Below are 21,912 nucleotides of genomic sequence, written 5' to 3'. Positions count from 1 at the left end.
GAGGCCCTCTCGACGGATTTGTGACATGAAGCAGGATCAGCCCCGTCCGACGCCCCGCGCGGGCATCATGGACATCGAGGCCTATGTGCCGGGAAAAAGCACCGCGCCCGCCGGCGTGACAAAAGTCTACAAGCTGTCGTCGAACGAAAATCCGCTCGGGCCTTCGCCGAAGGCGATCGAAGCCGCGCGCGAAGTTGCGGCGAAGCTCGACGTCTATCCCGACGGCACGGCGCGGCGGCTGCGCGAGGCGATCGCCGAAGTGCATGGCCTCAATCCGGCAAACATCATCTGCTCCAACGGCTCCGACGAGATCCTCGGGCTCCTGGCGCAGACCTATCTGGCGCCGGGCGACGAGGCCGTGTTCACCGAGCACGCCTTCATGGTCTACAAGATCTACATCCAGGCGGCGGGCGCCAAGCCGGTGGCGGTCAAGGAAACCGACGAGCGCGCCGACATCGACGCGATCCTGGCCGCGGTGACGCCGGCGACGCGGATCGTGTTCCTCGCCAATCCCAACAATCCAACCGGCACCTATGTGCCGTTCCAGGAAGTGCGCCGGCTGCACGCGGCCTTGCCGAAGAACGTGCTCCTGGTGCTCGATGCGGCTTATGCCGAATATGTGCGGCGCAACGACTATGAAGCCGGCATCGAGCTGACGGGCAGCTCCGAAAACGTGGTGATGACCCGCACTTTCTCAAAACTCGGCCTCGGCGGCGCGCGCATCGGCTGGATGTATGGGCCGGCGCATATCGTCGATGCGATCAACCGCGTGCGAGGCCCCTTTAACGTCAATGCCACCGCGATCGAGGCCGGCATCGCCGCGATCCGCGACCGCGCCCATATCGAGCGCAGCGTGACGCATAACGAGAAATGGCTGGCCTGGCTCAGCGCGGAGCTGACCGGGCTTGGCCTGCGCGTCACGCCCAGCGTCGGCAATTTCGTGCTGATCCATTTTCCCGACGGCAAGAGGCATTCAGCGGCGGCAGCGGACGATTATCTCAGCCAGCGCGGTTACATCCTGCGCCGCGTCACCGGCTATGGCTTCCCCAACGCGCTGCGCATGAGCATCGGCACCGAAGAGGCCAATCGCGGCGTCATCGACGCGCTCAAGACCTTCCTGAAAAGCTAGAACGCCATGGCATCACCGATGTTCGAGAAAATAGCGCTGGTCGGCATCGGCCTGATCGGCTCGTCGCTTGCGCGTGTCATCCGCCGCGAGGGGCTTGCCACGCACATCGCCATCGCGACGCGCAGTGCATCGACGCTGAAGCGCGCCGAGGAGCTTGGCCTTGGCGATTCCTACACGACGGATGCTGGGCAAGCGGTGCGCGATGCCGACCTCGTCATCGTCTCGGTGCCCGTCGGCTCGTCCGGCGAGGTCGCGGCCGAGATCGCGCCGGCGCTGAAGAAAGGCGCCATCCTGACCGACGTCGGCTCGACCAAGGCCTCGGTGATCGCGCAAATGCAGCCGCATGTGCCGGAAGGCGTGCATTTCATCCCCGGACACCCGCTGGCCGGCACGGAAAAGTCCGGACCGGATGCCGGCTTTGCCGATCTCTTCGAGAACCGCTGGTGCATCTTCACGCCGCTGCCGGGCACCGATCCAGCGGCGCTCGAGACGCTGTCTGAATTCTGGCGGCGCTGCGGCTCCAACATCGATACGATGGACCCGCAGCATCACGACATGACACTCGCGATCGTGTCGCACCTGCCGCATATCATCGCCTACAACATCGTCGGCACGGCGGACGACCTGGAAGCGGTGACCAAGAGCGAAGTCATCAAATATTCCGCTTCCGGTTTCCGCGACTTCACCCGCCTTGCCGCCTCCGACCCGACCATGTGGCGCGACGTGTGCCTGCACAACAAGGACGCGATCCTGGAGATGCTGGCGCGTTTCTCGGAGGATCTGGCCTCGCTGCAGCGGGCGATCCGCTGGGGCGACGGTGAAAAGCTCTTCGACCTCTTCACCCGCACCCGCGCCATCCGCCGCTCGATCATCGAGGCCGGCCAGGATATCGACGTGCCGGACTTTGGCCGCCAGGCGGTCGAACACCCAAGCAAGCCTTAAGCTTGCGCACCGGATTTTCACCGGTCGGCTACTTTCGAGATTGGCCAAAACGCCCGGTCGTTCGTCATCCACGGGCGGAGCAAGGAGCGAAGCGACGCGCGCAGACCCGAGGATCCATTCCGTGACTTCCGAGTGCGGCGGCGGTGCAGAATTCTGCTCCGCCGCATTCCACGGCTCAGGTCACGGAATGGATTCCAGGGTCTCCGCGACGCCGCTTCGCGGCTGCTCCGCCCTGGAATGACGAGGTTGAGCGCCCTCCGCCAATCCCCAGCGTTTGTGCCGATTTCGCGGAAATAAGCGAGATAATCTTGCGCGCTAGCCTTGCTCCGATGACGGCCAGTGCGCCGCCATCATCGCCAGGGTCTCGGCCCGGTCCGGCGCGCCGAGCCGCCCGCCGAAGCGCAGGCATTTGAGCGCGGCGGCGGCGCTGGCAAAGCGCAGGGCTTCTTCCACGGGCATGGCCTCCGCGAGGCCGACGGCGAAGGCGCCGTGGAAGACGTCGCCGGCGGCGAGCGTATCCACCGCCTTGACCTTCGGCGCCTCGACGTGGCGCACGCGCTTGGCCACCCGGTCGTGCCACCAGGTGCCGGCCGCACCGCCGGTCACCGCGACGAAGGCATCGGTGCGCGAGGCGAGGTCGGCGCAGGCGCTTTCGGGGTCGAGCGCGTGGCCGCAGACGATGCGCGCCGCCGGTTCGGACGCCACGATGTGCGAGGCCAAGGGCAGCAGGCGCTCCAGCACCTCGACGGGTGCCGTGTCGGCATCCAGGATCGCCGGGCGGCCGATCGATCTGGCCGCGCTCAAAGCCAGCGCCGCGGCGCCCGGCCAGCGGACATCCACCAGAACGGCATCGAAGGCGGAGAGGTCGGCGAGCGGCAGCGCCTCAGGGTCGGCTTGCGCCTTTTTGTCGTAGAAGGGAACGATGACGCGCTCGCCATGCGCATCCACCAGGATCGCGGCCAGCGCCGATCGCGCGCCGGCCACGCGGCGGATAAGGCTGCAATCGACGCCTTCGGCCTGAATGTCGGCGATCAGTTGGTCGCCGACCGGATCGTCGCCGGCGCTCGCCCAAAGCGACACTTCGGCGCCGAGGCGGCGCGGGGCGCAGGCGGCGCTCGTCGCCATGCCGGAGGCGATCTGGACGCCGTCGTTGGCGATGAATTTGCCTTGATGGGCGGGCAGCGTCTCGACGCGAAGGATCGTGTCGAGGGTGAAGGCGCCGACGCTGAGCAGTCTGACCGGCGGCGGCATTGCTGCGTTACTCCAACGGCTTGATCTTGCCGAGCGGGATGAAGCCCAGCGAGGCCTTGCCCTTGACGATCTTCAGCGGCAGGGACGGCTCCTTGCCAAGCATGGCGATGGCGGCAAAGCCCTGCTCGATTTCGCTCTTGTGCTCCGGCATGGCGCCGCCAAGGATGGACGCTACCGCCTTGGGGTCCTTGAGCTTGATCGTCAGGCTTGCGTCGATCAGCCCTTCCGTGTCGACGGAGACCGGTCCGGACACGGTGATGCGCGCCGTGCCGGACGACAGGTCGAGCTTGGCGATGTCGATCGACTGGCCGCGCAGGCTTTTGGGTGGTGCCGCGATCAAGGCCACGCCGTTTTTCACCGTGACCTCGCCGCTGCCGTCCAAGGCGGGCAAGACGCGTCCGTCGATGGCATCCGCATTGATCTCCAGGTCGCCGAAGCTGCCGACATAATTGATGTCCTGGCCGGCCGGCTGCAGTTGGCCGGCCGCCTTGCCGGCGCTGAACAATTGCATCGGATCCGTGTCGTCCTGCGGGTCGGTCTGACCGTTCAGGCCTTCAGCCCGCAGCGAGACACTCCGCGGCAGCGGCCACCACACTTTGACATTGGCCTGCAGCTGGTCCCAATCGATCCACAGTGGCGGCATGCCGGGCGCCATCGTCCGCAGCGGCCCGCGCAGGTCGGCAACGGGTGACAAAGGCCCAGTGATCCCGGCGACAGCGTTGAAGCTTCCGGTGGAGGCCGCGACCTTCCGGGTGTCGTCTTCATAGGCGATGTTGTCGCAGGAAACCGTGAAGCTCATCGGATAGCCGCTGACGGCGAGGTTGGCGCAGCCGGCGGCGATCCCCTTGCTGCCCAGCCGCGCCACCGCCTGGTCGGCCTCGGTCTTGAGCCTATCGGCGAGATAGAACCAGCCGCCGCTGTAGATGGCGAACAGCACGACAAGGAACGCGGCAAGCCAGAACAGCCGGCGGCGAGGTTTGGGCGATCGCTCGTCACTTGACGTCATGCTGCGGCTCTCGTTAACCCCTGATGTGCGAGCGGGCATTTACTCTCACGCAAACAAGCGGGGGACAGAAGAAGCACCTTGGCGGTGCGGTGTCGTTCACTCGAATGCGATCAGGCTTGGCGATATGGGCGATTTTTGGGTTTTTGGCTATGGGTCGCTGATCTGGCGGCCGGGATTTGCCCATGTCGAGACGCGCCGCGCCCGGCTTTACGGCTACCGGCGCTCGCTTTGCGTCTATTCCTTCGTGCATCGCGGCACACGCCGCCGGCCGGGCCTGGTGCTTGGCCTCGACCGGGGCGGCTCCTGCATCGGCCTCGCCTACCGTGTTCCCGGCAATTTACGTGACGAGGTGCTTTCCTACCTGCGCGAACGCGAGCTGGTGACCAGCGTTTATCTCGAACGCATGCTGGATATCCGGCTGGATGGCGGCGGGGGAGGAGGGGGCGGTCCGGTCGAGGCGGTCACCTACATTGTCGACCGGCAGCATGAGCAATATGCCGGCTCGCTCGATGCCGATCACGCCGCAAACGTCGTTCGCGGCGCAGTCGGCCAATCCGGCCGGAACGAGGACTATGTCTTGAGCACGCTCGAGCATCTCGAGGCGCTCGGCATTCGCGATCACTGGCTGGAGGAGGTGGGCCGCCAGGTCGCATCTTTGTGAGGGTCTGGTCCGATCAAAAAGCAAAACCATGCCTTTGACCTCCGCCGGACACGACCTAGCTTAGCGGCAACCCATCCCTTGGCCATCAGGCCCGTTCAGCACCACGGAGATCAGTCTTGCAGAAACGCCGTCTCGGTCGCACCGACCTTTCCATCGCGCCGCTTGTCCTGGGTGGCAACGTCTTCGGCTGGACTGCCGACGAGAAGACTTCCTTCGATCTGCTCGACCGGTTCGTCGGCGCGGGCCTGAACGCCGTCGATACGGCCGATGCCTATTCTCGCTGGGTTCCCGGCAACAAGGGCGGCGAATCGGAAACCATCATCGGCAACTGGATGAAAAGCCGCGGCAACCGCGACAAGGTGGTCGTCATCACCAAGGTCGGTTCCGACATGGGCCAGGGCAAGAAGGACCTGTCCGCCGCCTATATCGAAAAGGCGGTGGACGCTTCGCTGAAGCGGCTGCAAACGGATGTCATCGACCTCTATCTGTCGCACTGGCCGGATCCCGCCACGCCTTACGAGGAGACGCTCGGCGCCTATCAGCGGCTGCTCGAAAAGGGCAAAATCCGCTATCCCGGCTGCTCCAATCTCGATGCCGGCCAGCTGCGGGCCGCGCTCGACGTCGCCAGCCTGCGCAGCCTGCCGCGCTACGAGGTGCTGCAGCCCGAATACAATCTGTACGATCGCTCGTCGCTCGACGGACCGCTGCTCGACCTCTGCAAGGCCGAGGATATCGGCGTCATCACCTATTTCAGCCTGGCCAAGGGATTCCTGAGTGGCAAATACCGCAGCAAGGCCGATCTCGGCCAAAGCGAACGCGGGGAGGATGTGGCCGAGTATCTCAACGAGCGCGGCATGCGCATCCTGTCCGCGCTCGATGCGCTGGCGGAGCGCCATTCGGCCAAGCAAGCGGAAGTGGCGCTGGCCTGGATCATCGCGCGGCCGGGCGTCACCGCGCCGATCGCCAGCGCCACGACGCCGGCCCAGATGGACAGCCTGATCCGTGCGGCTTCCCTCAAGCTTTCGGCCGACGATATCGCGGCATTGGATCGGGCCAGCTCATAGCCTCCGCACGATCGTCCAAGACGGCCATGACAAAACCCTCGTAAGTCCTGTCGCATCGCGGCAGCAGGAGGGTTCGGCTTGGCCGGTGGCATCTTGAGCGAAACGCAGCCCTGGCAGCAAGTGCTGGCGCTGGTTCTGGCGGCGACGGTCGTCATGGGCAGTCCGGGACCCGCTACCATCAGCGTCACCGCGGTCGGCGCCGCTTTCGGTCTACGCCCTTCGCTCGGTTACACGTCCGGCGTGGCGGTCGGCACGATCGCCGTGCTTCTGGCGGTGGCGACCGGGATTTTCGGCATGCTGACCTCGCTGCCGGTTCTCGCGCCGGTGCTGGCGATCGCCTCGGCGGCCTACATCCTTTTTCTCGCCTTCAAGATAGCGACAGCGCCGCCATTGGCCGAGCGCGGCAGCATGGCGACGAAGCCTGATTTTCCCGGCGGTTTCATGCTCGCCGTCGCCAATCCGAAAGCCTATGTGGCGATCGGCGCCGTGTTCGCCGGCGCTGCGTCGCAGGCCGATACGCTCGGCGTTTCCACCAGGCTGCTGGTGCTTGCTGTTATGATCGTCGCCATCCATGTGGTCTGGCTGCTTGCCGGAACGGCTTTCGCGCGCTTCCTGCGCCACCCGCTGGCCTCGCGGATCATCAATCTGGTGTTTGCCGCCATGCTGGTGCTGACGACTCTGCTGGCGGCGCTGCGATAGTGCGTTTCACCGTTTCACGGAACCGGTGAAACGCCCTATCTCTTTGTTTTTACGCAATTCCGGACGGAAGGCTACGGCGAAGTCGCCGAACCTGACCGCTTACACTTTTCCTGGAATTGCTCTAGCCGATCAGGCCTTCGCGGTCACGCCGAGCTCGGCCAGCCGCTTCACCGCCGTCGGCGGCATGGGCGGCGGGTTAGGCGCCTGCGCCGCCTCGACGAGCATCTGGTCGCAGGCGGCTTCGGTCTCGCCGATCAGCCGCTGCATGAATTCGTCCTTGCCGAGCCCAGGCGGGATCGGCGGCAGGAAGCGGGCCTTGATGGTGCCGGGATAGCGCAAGAATTTGCGGCGCGGCCAGTAGAGGCCGGCGACATGGGCGACCGGCACCACGGGCACGCCCAGTTGCGAATAGATCTCGACGATGCCGTATTTGTAGGACGGCTCGGCGCCCGGCGGGCGGCGCGTACCTTCGGGATAAATGATGAGCTGGCGCGGATTGCGATCCATCTCCTGCCTTGTCGCGACGACGACCGCCTTCAGCGCTTTCGAACGGCTGCCGCGGTCGACTGGGATCATGCGCATCTTCATGATGTACCAGCCGAAGAAGGGGATCCAGGTCAACTCGCGCTTCAGGATGTAAAGCGCATCGTCGAGATAGGGGAAGAAGGCGATCGCATCCCAGAAGGACTGGTGCTTCGGCGCCAGGATGAAGGACCCCTCCGGCAGGTTCTCGACACCCGTGATCTCGCTCTTCGTCGCGGCGATCTTGTCATAGAGCCACATCGAGGTGCGCGACCAGAATTTCGGCACGAACCAGGCGCGGTGGCGCGGCGCTAGGAAGTAGAAAGGCGTCCAGAAGATCATCTGGACGATCAGGCTAAGATAGAAGACGAGGTTGAACGCCAGCGAGCGGATGATGAGCATGCAAGGGGCCCGTGAGGAAGTTTGCGTTGGTTACACCAAGCGGCGGCAAAAAGGAAACGGCACGGTGGTCGAATGCCAGCCACTCTTGTTTGCCGCAATTCCGGACGGAGGGTTACGGCGAAGTCGCCGAACCTAAGCGCGATGCACTTTTCCTGGAATTGCTTACAATGACCGCGCCAGCCGTTCCTTGAGGCGGGGTGCTGCAAAATCGAGGAAGGCGCGCAGCTTCACCGGCAGCCGGCCCTGGCCGGCATGGACGAGGCTCACCGGCCAGGGCGGCGGTTCGAACGGCTCCAGCACCACCCGCAACGCGCCGGCGCGCACCGCGGCATCCGCCTGGTAGGAGAGCACTTTCGTCAGGCCAAGCCCGGCAACCGCGGCATCGATCGCCGCCTCGGCGGTGTTGACCTGCAGGCGCGAGCGGACCGCAATCGCGGTTTCGCTCCTGCCGGTGACGAAACTCCACGTCGCCAGGGAAGCAAGACCTTCGAAGGTGATGCAGTTATGGCCGGCAAGGTCCCGCAGCTCAGCCGGCGTGCCGTGCTCGGCAAGATAGGCCGGGCTTGCGCAGACGATGCGGCGGATCGAGCCGACGCGTGTTGCGACCATGGCCGAATCCGGCAGTTCCCCGATGCGCACGGCAAGGTCGATATGCTCCTCGACCAACTGGGTGATCCGGTCCGCCAGGGTCAGGCGGACATCCACTTGCGGATAGACGGCGAGAAAGCCGGTGACCACAGGCAGCACATGCAGGCGGCCGAAGACGACCGGCGCGGTGATCACCAGCTCTCCGGTCGGGCTTGAATATTCGCCGGCAGCAATGCGCTCAGCCTCTCCCACCTCGTCGAGGATGCGACGGCAGGCGGTGAGATAAGACTGGCCGGCCTCGGTCAACGTCAGGCGCCGCGTCGAGCGGTTGAGCAGGCGCGTCTTCAAATGCTTCTCCAGTTCGGAGAGTTTTCTGCTGACGGTCGCCAGCGGCACGCCGGCGCGGCGCGCCGCGGCTGAAAGGCTGCCGGCCTCCACCGTGGCAACGAACAGGGACATGGCGTCGAGGCGATCCATTATTCTTCCGGAAAATGGAAGGATGGATTGCGAATATGCCATCTACGGTTTGCATATGGAAGGACGCATTTTACTCCAGTCACCAACCAACAGGAGTTCAAATGCCCCGCATCCCCACGCCGCAGACCATTGCCGCCGCACCCGACGCCTCGCAGGCGATGCTCAAGGCCGTCGAGAAACAACTCGGTATCGCGCCGAATCTGTTTCGGCTGGTCTCCAACAGCCCGGCGGCGCTGGAGGGTTATCTTGGAATGTCGGCGGCACTATCCAAGGGCCGACTGCCGGCGCCGACCCGAGAGCGCATCGCACTGGCCGTCGCGGAGATCAACGAGTGCACCTACTGTCTTTCCGCCCATACCTACCTGGGCAAGAACCTTGCCGGTCTGGACGATCCGGAGATGATTGCTAACCGGGAAGGGAGTTCCAACGACAGCAAGGCGGCGGCGGCCGTCCAGTTCGCGGCCAAGGTCGCGCGCGAGCGTGGCCATATCGGCCAAGCCGACCTCGATGCGGTGAGACGTGCCGGCTACGACGACGGGCAGATCATAGAGATCGTGCAGCATGTCGCTCTCAACGTCTGGACAAACTACATCAACAAGGTTGCGGATACCGAGATCGACTTCCCTGTCGTTCAATCCCGTCAGGCCGCCTGACACAACTCACTGTTAGCTTTTCTCGGCCTTGGAGAATCCTGCCATGAATGCCCGCGCCTTCACCAGCGATGTCGCCTTTACCCCGACCGTGAAGGCCATCCAGTCCCGCAAGGGGTCGCGCGATTCCTATGCGCGCGTCGAGCAGCGCGGCGGCTGGCGGGCAGCGATCACGCCGGACCTCGCCGCCTTCATCGAAGCGCAGACCAGCGTGTTCCTGGCGACGGCCAATGCTGAAGGCCAGCCTTACATCCAACATCGCGGCGGGCCGGCCGGCTTCCTCAAGGTGCTGGACGAGCACACGATCGGCTTGGCGGATTTTTCCGGCAACCGGCAGTTCATCACCCAGGGCAATCTCGAGGACAACGAACAGGCCTTCCTGTTCCTGATCGACTACATGCTGAGGCAGCGCATCAAGGTCTGGGGCAGGGCGCGTGTCGTCGAAAATGACCCGGAGCTGACGGCAAGGCTGATGCCGGCAGACTACAAGGCGCGGCCGGAGCAGGCGATCCTGTTCACGGTCACGGCCTGGGATGGCAATTGCCCGCAGCATATCCCGCAGCGTTTCGAAGCGGCGGATGTCGCGGCCGCCCTTGCCGAGCGCGACAGGCGCATCGCCGGCCTGGAGCAGGAGATTGCGCGCCTGCGCGGTGATGTGGCGGCTGGAGCAAGTCCAGGAAAAGTGTGAGCGGTTGTCCGTTCGGAATTGCGTAAAAACAAAAGAGATAGAGCGGTTCGCCGTTTCCGTGAACGGTGAACCGCTCTAGCTTTAGTTCTTCACCACAGTCGATGCTTCGGCCAGCGTGACGCTCTCGGGCGTCGCGCGCACCGGCAGGAAGCCGCGCGCCAGCGACAGCACATATTTGCTGTATTCGGTAAGCAGCACGCGCAGGGCTTCCGGCTTGGTCAGCCAGCCGCCATTGCCGAGATTGGTGTTGACCACCGGATAGGGCTCGAGGCGCGCGCCATGCAGCAGCCGGCCCATCTCGAGCAGGCTGCGCGGCATGTGGTAATTGTTGGTGACGACGATGATGCTGCCATAGGCGTGGTTCTCCACCCATTTGGCGCTTTCCTCGGCATTGCCGATGGTGTCGAGCGCGGCGCGGTCGATATCGACGCAGCAGGAAAAGAGCTGCTTGTCGCCGCCCATTGCCGCCTGCAACTGACGCTTGGTGGCCGATGGATGGACGCCGCTGATCAGCAAGCGTTCACCCTTGCCGGAGGCCAGCAGGTCCATCGCCGCGTCGAGCCGCGACTGCCCGCCGGTGAGCACGATGATGGCGTCGGCCTTGGCTGGATTGAGCGGAGTGGTCATGTGGCTGACCTTGTCGGCGAACCATCCGAAGCCGCCGGCAAAAAGCACCAGTGCGGCAAGAACCACGAATCCGCAGACGCGCAGGGCAGGCCGCAGACGACCAAGCCTGGCGGGGGCAGCGTTGCGCGCACGCATCGCCGGCATCCGTCCAACCGTATCGATCGAATCCCGCGCTTCCATCATCCCCAGGTTAATCCTGAAAACTTCTAATGGTTAACTCCGAAATGCGGCCGTTGATAGGTGAGACGGCGCACATTGCGTTACGGCAGGTGTCCCACGTGTGATCGTTGTCTTGTGTGTATACAGCGCTTTGCGCCGGTTTTCGGATTGAGCTCATGGATCAGCCCGCATCCGGTTGGCGCACATCGATGTCGCTGAGATAGGCGACGACGGTCGCGTGCGAGGTGGCAGCGGTCAGCACGCCGATCACCAGCACCATCAGGCCGACGCCGAAATAGCCAGCCGAACCGATGGCGAAATTGCCGAACAAAGCGGTCGCCTGGTCGGCCTGGGGCGTGGCCATATTGCGTGACGACCACCAGGAAAAGACGATGAAGACGGCGATCGCCAGGGCGCCGCCGGCGGCCGCGCCCTTCATGCCGGTGACCAGGAAATGCCAGCGGAACTCGCGCGCGATGAAGCGCGCCTCGGCGCCGACGAAATGCAGCACCTCGATGATATGGCCGTTGCCGGCCATGGCGCCGCGCGTGGCGAACACCACCGTCAGTACGGTCGCCGACAGCATCAGCACCAGCACGGCGATGCCGATCGTCACCGTCGTGTGCGCCATGGCGACCAGCCGGTCGACCCAGGTGCGGTGGTCGTCAAGCGCGGCGGTCGGGATCTTCGGCGTGATGGCGGCGCGCATGGCGGCAAAGTCCGGCGGGCTGGCCTCGTCGATGGTGACGATGATGAGGCGCGGCACCGGCAGTTCGTCGATGTTGAGGCCGCTGCCCAGCCATGGCTCCAAAAGGCGCGCGGTCGCGTCGCGGTCGATGATCTTGGTGCCCTTCACGCCGGAGAACTCGCTCGCGATCTGCGTGGCCTGCACAAGCGCCGCCTCCATGTCGAGACCGTCGGCCGGCTTGATCTGGATCGTCGCCTCGCGCGAGATCTGGTTTTCCCAGACGGAGGCGGTATCGCGCACCAGGGTCACCGCGCCGAAGGTGAGGCAGGACAGGAAGGTCATGATGGCGATGACCAGCACCAGCGCCCGTCCGGCGATGTTCTGCGCCGGCACGATCGGCGCCGTCTTGCGCTGGATACGCCGGACCGTCACCGGCGCCTCGGCGTCGGCTTCATCGTGCAGGTGATCGGCCGGAAAGTCAGTCATAGACGTCCAACCTTCCGCCGGCCAGAATCATGCGGCGCGCGTCGACCTGCTCCATCAGGCCAAGGTCGTGGGTGGCGATCACCACGGCTGTGCCCAGCCGGTTCAATTCGATGAACAGCCTGAGCAGCCGGCGCGCCAGCGGCGGGTCGACATTGCCGGTCGGCTCGTCGGCAAGCAGGATCTCGGGCTGCTCGATCAAGGCGCGGGCAATCGCGGCGCGCTGCTTCTCGCCGCCCGAAAGCACCGGCGGCAGGACATGCATGCGGTCGCCGAGGCCGACCCATTTCAAAAGCTCGGTGACGTCGGTGCGGTAGCTCGCCTCCTCGCGGCCGCGCACGCGCAAGGGCAGCGCGACATTCTCGTAGGTCGTCATGTGGTCGAGCAGGCGGAAATCCTGGAACACCACGCCGATGCGGCGTCTGAGCAGCGGCAGTTCGCCGCGCGAAATGCGCGAGCGGTCCTTGCCGAAGATGGTGATCAGGCCGCGCGTCGGCTTCAGCGACATGAACAAAAGGCGCAGCAAGGTCGTCTTGCCGGCGCCCGAGGGGCCGCTCAGGAACTGAAAGGAGCGCTCCGGAATGTGCAGGGAGATGTCGCGGAGGATCTCCGGACCCATGCCATAGCGGAGGCCGACATTTTCGAAGCGGATCACGTTCGGCGACCTGAAACTTTCGGCGGCGACGCGCCACAATCTACTTTAACAGACCATCGGCCGGCATGGTTAACCGGCGGTTAATTTTGCAACGTTCAGCGTGCATCAAGCCATTCCGGTGGGGAAGCGTTAACCAATTCCGTTTACGCAAAAGAAACGAAGACTGCACTGGTGCCGTAATGGCTGACGACAGAACCGCGCGCCCTGTTTCCGGCGAAATCATGACCGGTCCGGCAACAAATGCCGCGCCGGAACGCGTCATTTTCGATGCGGCCGACATCGTCGATGCCGACTATGTGGTGCTGCCGCGTTTTGCCGCGGCGCCGGCGGCGCGGATGCCGCAGATTCCCTCGACGCCGTCGATCGGCGGCATGGGCATGCTGCGCAAACCGGAGGCGACGCCGTCGCGGCCCTCGCGTGGCGGCCCGGCGTTTTGGATCGCCGGCGTCGGCATCGCGCTGATCTCGTTTTGGGTGTCGGGCGGTCACGCGCTGGTCCGGCAGAGCCCCTTCTGGACGACCGCAGCTCCGGCAAGCGCGCTTACCATTTCCGGCGTGACGTCGCGCATCGATGCATCGGGCCTGAAGCCGGTGCTGTTCGTGGATGGCGAGGCGGCCAATGACGGGATGAGGTCGGAGGCGCTGCCGCCGCTCGAAATCCGCGTCACCGACAACAACGCCAACATCATCCGCTACAGGCTGGGGACATCCAACCGCTCGCTGGCTCCCGGCGAAAGATTCGGCTTTTCCAGCCGCCTCGATGTGCCTAAAGACGGCGTCAGGACAGTATCCGTAATCTTCGCCGGCTAGGTGTGCCGATATTCACGTGAGGCCGGCCTTGACCTGAATCTCAGCCCGCCTATCGACGTTGCCGCCGATTTTGAGGGGATAAAATATGCCAGTTGTGCGTGGCAAGGACATCGAGGTCCTGTTTTCGGCGTCGGCGATCGCGCGCCGCAATCTCGAGCTCGCCAAGGAAATCGCCGGGCGCGATTACCATGACCTCCTGGTGATCTCGATCCTCAAGGGCTCGTTCGTCTTCGCCGCCGATCTCATCCGCGCCATGCATGATGTCGGCCTGTCGCCGGAAGTCGAGTTCATCTTCATTTCCAGCTACGGCGCCGGCACGACGAGCGGCGAGGTCAGGGTGCTGCGCGACATCGACAATGAGGTCGCCGGCCGCGACGTGCTGTTGATCGACGACATACTGGAATCCGGCAAGACGCTTTCCTACACGCGCGACCTGATGCTTTCGCGCGGTGCCAAGAGCTGCGCCATCGCCGTGCTGCTCGACAAGCGCATGCGCCGCCAGACCGCGCTCAACGCCGACTATGTCGGCTTCGACTGCCCGGACTATTTCGTCGTCGGCTACGGCATGGATGTCGCCCATGCGTTCCGCGAGCTGCCGTTTGTCGGGGTGGTGAAGGGCGACGCCTGAAGAGGCGTTGAGCTCACCCCGAAAAGCCGCCGTTCGTTAGAATTTTCAGAAAACGTCAACGTTTCGGCGGCATCTATCTCGGCATGGCAAAGCTTCTGATCGTCGAGGACGATGAGTCCGTCCGCACCCTCGCCGCCCGCGCGCTTGAGCGCGACGGCCATAATGTCACCGTCGCCACCGACGGCGCGCAGGGGCTGGATCTGATCCGGCAAGCGCGTGGCGGCTACGATCTGGTGGTGTCCGACATCCGCATGCCGGAAATGGACGGCATCGAAATGGCGACGGCCGCGGCGAGAGAGTTTCCGGCGATGAGAATCATGCTGATGACCGGCTATGCCGACCAGCGCGAGCGCGCCGAGGAACTCAACGGCATCATCCTCGATGTCGTGCAGAAGCCGTTCACGCTGGCCGAGATCCGCGCCCGCGTCGGCAAGGCGCTAAGCTGCTTCGCTTGAGACCGCACCGGCTGCCGGCGCGGCGCCTCGCCGACGCCCGCCGCCGAGCGCAAGCAGGCCGGCGCCGATGATCAGCGCCGCGCCGAGCACGGTCGTTTCGCGCGGCACCTCGGCGAAGAACAGGAAGCCCCACAGCGGCGACCACAGGATGCCGGTGTATTCGAACGTCGCGACACGGTTGGCCGGCGCCATGCGGTAGGCCTGCGAGAGCAGGATCATGCCGGCGGAAGCGACGAAGCCGCAGGCGGCCATCTTTAGGAAATCCGGCATCGTCGGCCATACCCATGGCCGTACCAGGAATTCGACGCTCGGATGCGCCGCATGGGTGATGCCGGCCACATGAAAGACGGCCGCAACGGCGACGGCGCCGCTGAGATAGGCACCGTTCTGGTAGAAGGCCATCACCGTCGATGATTCAGTGTCGCCGATGCGGCGCGCCATCAACTGCGAGAAGCCGTAGAGGAACGCCGAGCCCAGCGACAGCAGTGCTGCCCAGTCGAACACGCCGGCGCCCGGACGCACCATCACCAGCACGCCGACCAGGCCGATCAGCACCGTCGCCAGCGTCTTCCACGAGACGCGCTCGCCGAGATAGGGACCGGCCATCGCCATGATGAACAACGGCGCCATGAAATAGAGCGCCACCGCGTCGGCCAGCGGCAGGGCGGCGATCGCCAGATAGTAGACCGTATAGGACGAGAACTGGATGAAGGCGCGCAGCGTCAGCATGCCTGCCCGCTTCGACAGCACCGCCTTCAGCCCGACATCGACCTGGACGAGAACGATCAGGATCGGCAGCGCGACGATGGCGCGGATCGCCATCACCTGGGTCACCGGATAGCCGCTCGACACCGCTTTCACCAGCGGATCCTGCAGTGAAAAGACCAGCACGCCGAGGCAGAGGCTCAGAATGCCTAGCACCATCCGGTTCTGCATCAGTGTCGGCCCCCCGCGAGCCGTTAGGGTATTCATTTCACGCAATTCCGGACGGAAAACCGCTGGGCCTGGAATTGCTCCAGATCAGGATGACGTTTCGGTGAACCGCCACCATGATCTAGCTCTTTGTTGAAGCGTGATCTTCTCCGAAAACCGGTTCACGCCTTTCGGGATCACGCTCGTAAAAAGAACCCGCTACCATTTTCAGGCAGCGGGTACGAGTGAGGACTCTTCGATTGGTCCGCGGCCGATTTCGCGGTCGCATATCCAATGGGTATGGGGACTATCCCGCGGCGTTTGACATCTTGCAAACGAATTGGAATGATGCCTGCAATCAAATTTGCTTATGGCGGAATCGATGAAGCCCGTGCTCGACAGCGACCTCCTGCGCACCTTCGTGGCGGTGGCCGAAACCGGCAATTTCACCCGCGCGGCCGAGAAAGCCGGGCGCACGCAATCGGCCGTGTCGATGCAGATGAAGAAGCTGGAGGACATGGTCGGCGACGATCTGTTCGAACGAGGCTCGCGCGGGGTGGCGCTGACGCGCCGCGGCGGCGAGCTCATTGTCAACGCGCGCCGGATCGTCTCTCTGCTCGACGAGACGGCCGCCTCGCTGGTGGCGCCGCCGCTCGGCGGGCTGGTGCGCATCGGCATCCCGGCCGAATATGGCCGGTCGATCCTGTCGCGGGCACTGGGCGAATTCGCCAAGCGGCATCCGCGCGTCGAGGTCACGGTGCGTTACGCGCATTCGGATTCGCAGGTGAGGGCGCTTGCGGCCGGCGAGCTCGATCTCGCCGTGGTGTTCGAATGGGAGGGCTCTTCCGGCGGCGAGGTGCTGATGCACGATCCGACGGTGTGGGTGACATCGACGCTGCATCACATGCATGAGGAACGGCCGGTGCCGATCGCGCTCTACAGCCGCAACGGCTGGTGCCGCGACTTCGCGATCAAGTCGCTGCAGCAGCGCGGCCTCGATTACCGCGTCGCCTACACCAGCGACACCAATGGCGGCCTGACGCTTGCGGTCACCTCGGGCCTGGCGATCGCGCCGATCTCGCGCAGCAACATCCCGGAGGATTGCCGCGAGCTGACGGTCGCCGACGGTTTCGGCGACATCGATTCCTCGAATGTCGTGCTGCACCGCAATCCGCTGGCGACCGGCGAGGCGATCGACGGCATGGAGAACGCGATCCGCGAGGCCTTCATGCTGACCCGGCAGGCGAGCGTGGCGGTTGGGCTTTAATCCGGCGGGCCGCTTTCGATCTGCCTCAGCCAACGCATGGCATCGTCCAAACGGTCGTCGCCCCAGAACAGCTCGCCGTCGACGAGGAAACTCGGCGAGCCGAAAATGCCCAGCGCCTTGGCCTGTTCCGTCGCGGCGGCGAGATCAGCCTTGGCGGCGTCGCTGTCGGCCTGCCGCAAGATGGGCTCGGGTTCTCGCCCGGCCTTTTCGATACTTGCCGAGATGTTGGGCTCGCTCCCTGCGGGCTCGCCCAGCTCGAACCAGCGACGGTAGCTCTCCCGCGCATAGGCCTCGCACCAGCCTTCACGCGCGGCGATGACGGCGACACGATTGGCGCGCTCGAGTTCGGCAAGCGGATAGGGCGCCGGCAGCTTCGGCACCATCCCGTACATCGCGGCGCGGCGCTCGATATCGCGCCACATATAGGCCGCCTTCACCGGCTTCCTGGCGAAGGGGATGTTGTCCATCTCGATCATGATCGAGCGCACGTTGAACGGCCGCCAGCGAAACTCGATGCCGGTTTCAGCCTGGATGTCCGCCAGTCGCATCACCGAAAGATAGCTGTAGGTGCTGCCGATGGAAAACCAGAAGTCGATCATCGCCATATCCCCTTGGCGGCGACGATATCGGCAGCCGGGCCGGACGACAATCGACCGTATTCAGTCGCTCTCGAAGAAAGTCAGGTGGTTGCCGAAGGGATCTATTACCGTGACCTCCTTCGTCTGCCACGGCGTCGTCTCCAGGCCTGGCCTGTTGAAGCGGTATTTCTTGGCAATAAACTCGCGATGCAGGTCGACGATATCGGCGACTGCGACGCGAATGTGGGCGCCCGGCGACCCGTCGCCATGATGCTCGCTCAAATGCAATTCGCAACCGTCGCGCGCGATGCCCATGTAGAGCGGCGCATTGTCGTCGAAGCGATGTTCGAAGCGGACTTCGAAGCCGAGGAAATCGAGATAGAATTCGCGCGCCTTGGCGATGTCGAACATGCGCAGGATCGGCGTGACGGTTCCAAGCTTTGGCATAGGCGACGGCAATCCGGAAGGGTTTGAGTGGTTCACGCAATTCCGGACGGAAAACCGCTTCACACTTTTCCTGGAATTGCTTTGGGCGAGCTTACTTCAGTTCCAGCAGCCGTTCGAGATAGCTGCGCTCGATGTCAGGGCTGAGCGCGTTGCCGAGCCGCTTGCGGATCGCGTCGAGGATCTGGCGCGCGCGCTGGACGTCGATCTCGTCGGGAACCTTGACCGAGGTGCCGTCATCGGGGCCGTTGGTGGCGCGCGGCCGTCCCAGCGGATCGCGGTCGGCATCCTGCTGGCGGCCGCCCTGCTCGCTGCCGCCCTGGTCGCCCTGCATGGCCTGCATCTGCTTCATCATGTCCTTGGCGCCGCGGCGCAGCGCCTCGAGCGCGCGGCCCTGGTGGCCGACGGCCTGGTCGCCATCGCCCTGGCCAAGCGATTTTTCGGCATTGCCCATCGATTTGCCGGCCTCGCCGAAGCCCTCATTGGGCTCCATGCCCATGCCCTCGAGGCCCTTCTTCAGTTGGTCGAGCTCGCTCTGCAGCTGGCCCTGGCCTTCCTGCAGCTGCTTCAGCGCATCGGCCAAATCCTTCGGCGACATTTTCGGCCGTCCCAGCGGATCGCGGTCCTGGCCGGGGCCGGGCCGCTGCTGCTGGTCGTCGGACTGGCCCTGCTCGCCGTCCTCGCCAAGCTGCTGCTGCTCGCCGCCTTCGCCACGCTGCCCGCGCTGCATCTGGTCCAGCCGGAAGGTGTCGTTCATCATTTCCTGCTGGCGGCGCATGATGTCGCCGAGCTTGTCCATCTGCTGGCGCAACTCGCTATCCTGCTCGCCGCCCGGCTGCTGACGGCCGGCCTGCAGGTTGTTCATCATGTCCTGCAGCTCGGAGAGAAGCTGCTGGGCCTTGTCGCGATCACCCGATTTGGCCAGGTTCTCGATCTGGTCCATCATGCGATCGATATCGCTCTGGCGCAGCTCGCGGCCGTTCTGCTGCATCTGCGGCGCGTTCGGGTTCTGCCGCGCGCGCTGGGCGAATTCCTGCAGGAACTGGTTCATCGCCTCGCGCAGTTCCTTCATCGCCTTCTCGATCTCCTGATCGCTGGCGCCGTTCTTGATGGCGTCCTGCAACGCCTGCTGCGCCTGGCGCAGCCGCCGCTCGGCGGCCGACAGATTGCCTTCCTCGATGCCGAGCGCGATTTCCCACAGATAGGACACGACGTTGCGCAGCTGGTCGTCGCTCTCGGAGAGCTTCAGCCGGCTCCTCGCGCTCATGATGGCGAGATAGTTCGACATGTTGTCGAACGTGTCCTCGGGACGGAGCGTGATCGCGTCCATCAGGTCGAGGACGCGCGGCTTGGCATTGGTGTCGAGCGCCAGCAGCCGGCGCTGCTCGATCAGCGCGCGGGCGAGCGGGTTGGCGAAAGGCCGCTCCGGCATCGCAAGCGTCTTGGTTTCGCTGGTCGCGGTGTGGCCGGCATCGTCGGTGACGCTCAGCGTCAGCTTGATGTTGGTGCCGGCCCAGACATGTTCGGTCAGGTCCTTGGTCGTCTTGGCGGCGTTCGCCTTGCCGCCGCGGCGCGGCAGCGTCAACGGCATGTCGGGCGCGCCGTAGAGCGGATGGGCCTTGGCCGCCGGCGGGTCCGACAGCTCGAAAACGGCCTTGCCTGAGGCCGCGCCATAGTCGTCGTCGATCTGGTAGTTCAACTCGATGGAGCCGTTGACGGCACGCTTCGGTTCGCCGACGAAACGGATCGTCGGCGGCTTGTCGGGAATGACGGCGAAGGCCCAGTGACCGAGATCGCCCTCGCCGGATTTCAGCGTCAGCGTGCCGTTGGTGTTCAGCTTGCCGGAGAACTGGCGCACCTTTGGCGCCGTCTGGCTGGCGGCGGGCGTGGTCCCCTTGGATGCTAGGGGGGGCGCCGTGGGCTCGATGGCGCGGTCATTGCCGCCTTGATCGGCATAGCTCAGCGTTTCCTCTCCCGAGCCGCCAGTGACGCGCAGCGAAACGTCGCTGCCCTGCGGAACGGAGAAGGTCTGGACGGCCTGGTTGGCATCGGCGGTCAGGAACAGCGGAGCCTTGCCGGTGTAGGCGGGCGGCGTCACCCAGGCGTCGATGCGCGGCGGCACCGCGTCATGCGCGGCGCGGGCGACAAAAGCGTCGCTGACCCTGCCGCCAAAGGGTCCAAAGGAGAAGGCCAAAGCCGTGACGAACAGCAGCCCCGCCACGGCGCGCAGGCCCCAGCGGTCATACTCCGGCACGCCGGTGCGCGGCCGGTCGGCGCCAAGGTTGGAAAGCCGCTCGGCCATGCGCTTCTGGTGCTCGCGCCACAGCGCCTGCGAGAAGGTGCTGTCGGTGCCGCTCGGCCGGTCGGTCTGCACCTGCACTGGGCTGTGCAGCAATTCGTTCGCCGCCTCGATGCGCCTGTCGACCTCGGCCGCCGAGGGCATGCGGAAGAAGCGCAGCGGATAGAGAGCCGCGAGCGCCGCCAGCGCGAACAGGATCAGAAGGCCGATACGCGCCGCGTCCGGCAGACGCGGGAACAGGCCGAACCATGAAAAGCTGAGGAACAGGCTGGCGACGACCAGCAGCGGCAGCACCAGCGGCCAGGCGCGCTCGAAGAGCATCGAGGCCCGCGTTGCCAAGCGGCTGAGCGCCAAGCGCCCCGCCAGGCCGCGTTCGCCGCTGGAAATGGGTCGTTCGGTCATCGGCCCTTCCTGCCAGGGCACAATAGCCCGGACGTCATCGGCAGAAGGATACCAGCAAACACGGCAAAGGCGAGGCGGGTTCCAAAAACGTGAAGCGGTTTGGCCGGGTTATGATCAGAAATTGGCCGGATTCGTGTTGGAACCGCAGACGAGCACTGCCACGCGCTCGCTCTCCGCCGGCACATAGCGCCCCGACAGCATGGCGGCAAAGGCCGCGGCGCCACCGGGCTCGGCGATGATTCGCACGCGGTCCCACAGCGCCTTCTGCGCCACGACGATGTCGTCGTCGCTGACCAGGATCGAGCGTTCGACGAAGGCCTCGGCGATCGGGAACATCATTTCGCCGACGCGCTTCGGCGCCAGCGAATCGGCGGCAATGCCTTCGGCGGGCGCATCGACCGGATGGCCGGCCTCCAGGGCGCGGTAAAGTGTCGGCGCTCCCTCGGGCTCGATGGCGATGATGCGGATGCGCCCCGAGAACCAGGCGGCGATGCCGCCGATCAGGCCGCCGCCGCCGACGGCGACAAGCAGCGTGTCGATTTCAGGCAGGTCGGCCTCGATCTCCAGGCCGAGCGTGCCCTGGCCGAGCAGCGTCTCCGCCTGGTTGAAGGCGTGCACCTGCAGGGCGCCGGTCCTGGCTGCAAAATCCTCGCTGGCGGCGAGTGCCTCTGCATAGCGCGCGCCGCCGACCACTAGCTCCGCACCGTAGCCGCGAATGCGCGCGAGCTTCGCCGGCGGGCTGACCTCGGGCACGAAGATGCTGGCCTTGTGGCCGAGCTTCATGGCGGCGTAAGCGACCGCGGCGCCATGATTTCCGCCGGACGCGGCGACCACGCCAGCCTCGGGCACCTGGCGTTCGAGCAGGTTGGTGAAGGCGCCACGCGCCTTGAACGAGCCGGAATGCTGCAGGCATTCGAGCTTCAGGTCGACCGGAAAGGCGGGACAGCCGAAATCCGCCATGTCGACGCGCATCACCGGGGTGTGGCGGATATAGGGGCGGATGCGCGGCTCGACAGCGGCGATGCGCTCGCGCGTGATCGTTCTGGTGTTCAACATGACCTGCTCCTCGGGATTGACTTCAATTAGTAACTTAGCAAAATGGCTAAATGCAAGAGGTCGACATCTTCAAGGCGATCGCCAATGAGCGCAGGCTGCAGATCCTCGATTGGCTCAAGGATCCGCGCGCGCATTTTCCGCGCCAGGCCGATGGCGACCTGGTCGAGGACGGTGTCTGCGCGCTGCTGATCGCCGAAAAGCTCGGCATCACCCAGGCGACGCTGAGCGAGCACATGCGCGTACTGACCCAGGCCGGTCTGCTCAGCACCAAGCGCACCAAGCAATGGATCTTCTATCGCCGCGACGAGGGCCGGATCGCCGAGGCCAAGGCGCTCATCCAGCAAAAAATCTAACGCTTCGTCGCCGCTCGG

The 21,912-nt window shown here is 64.9% G+C and carries 24 protein-coding genes; 12 read left to right on the top strand and 12 right to left on the bottom strand.

The genetic code is table 11. From position 1 onward, the window contains the following. The first annotated feature begins 25 nt into the window (after nt 1-25). Entirely contained in the window at nt 26-1,129 is a 1,104-nt protein-coding gene (gene hisC / locus WDX12_RS05490; RefSeq protein ID WP_434724196.1) for a histidinol-phosphate transaminase, read from the top strand. A 6-nt stretch (nt 1,130-1,135) separates the two neighbouring features. Then, nucleotides 1,136-2,071 (top strand): prephenate/arogenate dehydrogenase family protein, encoded by a 936-nt coding sequence (locus tag WDX12_RS05485; RefSeq protein WP_434724195.1) that lies wholly within the window; start codon nt 1,136-1,138, stop codon nt 2,069-2,071. Nucleotides 2,072-2,386: 315 nt separating this feature from the next. Here WDX12_RS05485 and WDX12_RS05480 read toward each other — a convergent pair whose 3' ends face one another. After that, complete coding sequence (locus WDX12_RS05480) at nt 2,387-3,322, bottom strand: sugar kinase (RefSeq protein ID WP_434724194.1); 936 nt, start codon at nt 3,320-3,322, stop codon at nt 2,387-2,389. Nucleotides 3,323-3,329: 7 nt separating this feature from the next. After that, nucleotides 3,330-4,328 carry a DUF2125 domain-containing protein gene (locus tag WDX12_RS05475; protein ID WP_320296681.1) on the bottom strand — a complete coding sequence of 333 codons (999 nt, stop codon included), beginning with the start codon at nt 4,326-4,328 and terminating at the stop codon, nt 3,330-3,332. A 124-nt stretch (nt 4,329-4,452) separates the two neighbouring features. Between WDX12_RS05475 and WDX12_RS05470 the strand changes: the two genes are divergently transcribed. The 3 genes from WDX12_RS05470 to WDX12_RS05460 all read left to right on the top strand — a co-directional run bounded on the left by WDX12_RS05470 (nt 4,453) and on the right by WDX12_RS05460 (nt 6,752). Beyond that, nucleotides 4,453-4,989 (top strand): gamma-glutamylcyclotransferase, encoded by a 537-nt coding sequence (locus tag WDX12_RS05470; protein ID WP_320296682.1) that lies wholly within the window; start codon nt 4,453-4,455, stop codon nt 4,987-4,989. A 116-nt stretch (nt 4,990-5,105) separates the two neighbouring features. Further along, complete coding sequence (locus tag WDX12_RS05465) at nt 5,106-6,053, top strand: aldo/keto reductase (RefSeq protein ID WP_434724193.1); 948 nt, start codon at nt 5,106-5,108, stop codon at nt 6,051-6,053. Between the two features lie 78 nt (nt 6,054-6,131). Next, complete coding sequence (locus WDX12_RS05460) at nt 6,132-6,752, top strand: LysE family translocator (protein WP_434724192.1); 621 nt, start codon at nt 6,132-6,134, stop codon at nt 6,750-6,752. Nucleotides 6,753-6,881: 129 nt separating this feature from the next. Here the strand turns inward: WDX12_RS05460 and WDX12_RS05455 are convergent, their stop codons facing one another. Both WDX12_RS05455 and WDX12_RS05450 read right to left on the bottom strand, forming a co-directional pair. Further along, entirely contained in the window at nt 6,882-7,676 is a 795-nt protein-coding gene (locus WDX12_RS05455) for a lysophospholipid acyltransferase family protein (RefSeq protein ID WP_434724191.1), read from the bottom strand. Between the two features lie 162 nt (nt 7,677-7,838). Then, entirely contained in the window at nt 7,839-8,741 is a 903-nt protein-coding gene (locus WDX12_RS05450; protein WP_434724190.1) for a LysR substrate-binding domain-containing protein, read from the bottom strand. 101 nt (nt 8,742-8,842) lie between these two features. Between WDX12_RS05450 and WDX12_RS05445 the strand changes: the two genes are divergently transcribed. Together WDX12_RS05445 and WDX12_RS05440 are read left to right on the top strand one after the other, a co-directional pair. After that, entirely contained in the window at nt 8,843-9,394 is a 552-nt protein-coding gene (locus WDX12_RS05445; protein ID WP_320296687.1) for a carboxymuconolactone decarboxylase family protein, read from the top strand. A 43-nt stretch (nt 9,395-9,437) separates the two neighbouring features. Then, the gene (locus WDX12_RS05440) at nt 9,438-10,079 is read left to right on the top strand and encodes a pyridoxamine 5'-phosphate oxidase family protein (protein ID WP_434724189.1); all 642 of its coding nucleotides are present in this window, start codon (nt 9,438-9,440) and stop codon (nt 10,077-10,079) included. Between the two features lie 81 nt (nt 10,080-10,160). Here the strand turns inward: WDX12_RS05440 and WDX12_RS05435 are convergent, their stop codons facing one another. From WDX12_RS05435 to ftsE, 3 genes are all read right to left on the bottom strand, one after another. Next, on the bottom strand, nt 10,161-10,841 hold the full coding sequence (locus WDX12_RS05435) for a YdcF family protein (RefSeq protein WP_320296689.1): 681 nt from the start codon (nt 10,839-10,841) through the stop codon (nt 10,161-10,163). 205 nt (nt 10,842-11,046) lie between these two features. Continuing rightward, complete coding sequence (locus WDX12_RS05430) at nt 11,047-12,039, bottom strand: cell division protein FtsX (RefSeq protein ID WP_434724188.1); 993 nt, start codon at nt 12,037-12,039, stop codon at nt 11,047-11,049. Beyond that, entirely contained in the window at nt 12,032-12,691 is a 660-nt protein-coding gene (gene ftsE / locus WDX12_RS05425; protein WP_027167480.1) for a cell division ATP-binding protein FtsE, read from the bottom strand. Before ftsE ends, WDX12_RS05430 begins: the two co-directional genes overlap by 8 nt. A 179-nt stretch (nt 12,692-12,870) precedes the next feature. On the opposite strand from ftsE, the gene WDX12_RS05420 reads away from it, so the two are divergent. The 3 genes from WDX12_RS05420 to WDX12_RS05410 all read left to right on the top strand — a co-directional run bounded on the left by WDX12_RS05420 (nt 12,871) and on the right by WDX12_RS05410 (nt 14,583). Beyond that, complete coding sequence (locus WDX12_RS05420; RefSeq protein ID WP_434724187.1) at nt 12,871-13,500, top strand: hypothetical protein; 630 nt, start codon at nt 12,871-12,873, stop codon at nt 13,498-13,500. 85 nt (nt 13,501-13,585) lie between these two features. Beyond that, nucleotides 13,586-14,128 carry a hypoxanthine phosphoribosyltransferase gene (hpt, locus tag WDX12_RS05415; protein ID WP_095816886.1) on the top strand — a complete coding sequence of 181 codons (543 nt, stop codon included), beginning with the start codon at nt 13,586-13,588 and terminating at the stop codon, nt 14,126-14,128. 83 nt (nt 14,129-14,211) lie between these two features. Beyond that, entirely contained in the window at nt 14,212-14,583 is a 372-nt protein-coding gene (locus WDX12_RS05410; protein WP_320296692.1) for a response regulator, read from the top strand. Here WDX12_RS05410 and WDX12_RS05405 read toward each other — a convergent pair. Then, a complete protein-coding gene (locus tag WDX12_RS05405) occupies nt 14,566-15,519 on the bottom strand; it encodes a DMT family transporter (protein ID WP_320296778.1) in 954 nt (317 codons plus the stop codon). The genes WDX12_RS05410 and WDX12_RS05405 overlap by 18 nt on opposite strands. 358 nt (nt 15,520-15,877) lie before the next feature. Here WDX12_RS05405 and WDX12_RS05400 point away from each other — a divergent pair, with 358 nt between their 5' ends. Next, the gene (locus WDX12_RS05400) at nt 15,878-16,762 is read left to right on the top strand and encodes a LysR family transcriptional regulator (RefSeq protein ID WP_320296693.1); all 885 of its coding nucleotides are present in this window, start codon (nt 15,878-15,880) and stop codon (nt 16,760-16,762) included. On the opposite strand, the gene WDX12_RS05395 is transcribed toward WDX12_RS05400, so the two are convergent. The 4 genes from WDX12_RS05395 to WDX12_RS05380 all read right to left on the bottom strand — a co-directional run bounded on the left by WDX12_RS05395 (nt 16,759) and on the right by WDX12_RS05380 (nt 21,541). Next, complete coding sequence (locus WDX12_RS05395) at nt 16,759-17,361, bottom strand: 2-hydroxychromene-2-carboxylate isomerase (RefSeq protein ID WP_434724186.1); 603 nt, start codon at nt 17,359-17,361, stop codon at nt 16,759-16,761. The genes WDX12_RS05400 and WDX12_RS05395 overlap by 4 nt on opposite strands. Nucleotides 17,362-17,421: 60 nt before the next feature. Next, a complete protein-coding gene (locus WDX12_RS05390) occupies nt 17,422-17,787 on the bottom strand; it encodes a glyoxalase superfamily protein (RefSeq protein WP_434724185.1) in 366 nt (121 codons plus the stop codon). Nucleotides 17,788-17,878: 91 nt separating this feature from the next. Then, a complete protein-coding gene (locus tag WDX12_RS05385; protein ID WP_434724184.1) occupies nt 17,879-20,485 on the bottom strand; it encodes a TIGR02302 family protein in 2,607 nt (868 codons plus the stop codon). Nucleotides 20,486-20,599: 114 nt separating this feature from the next. After that, entirely contained in the window at nt 20,600-21,541 is a 942-nt protein-coding gene (locus WDX12_RS05380) for a threonine/serine dehydratase (RefSeq protein ID WP_434724183.1), read from the bottom strand. 50 nt (nt 21,542-21,591) lie between these two features. Between WDX12_RS05380 and WDX12_RS05375 the strand changes: the two genes are divergently transcribed. Next, nucleotides 21,592-21,894, top strand: coding sequence for an ArsR/SmtB family transcription factor (locus WDX12_RS05375; RefSeq protein ID WP_434724182.1), 303 nt, complete (start codon nt 21,592-21,594; stop codon nt 21,892-21,894). Nucleotides 21,895-21,912: the final 18 nt, after the last annotated feature.

The organism is Mesorhizobium sp. RIZ17, assembly GCF_051127865.1.
GTDB classification, from domain to species: Bacteria; Pseudomonadota; Alphaproteobacteria; order Rhizobiales; family Rhizobiaceae; genus Mesorhizobium; species Mesorhizobium humile.
The sequence above is the reverse complement of the archived record's forward strand: the minus strand, read 5'-3'. Positions and strand labels throughout refer to the sequence as shown.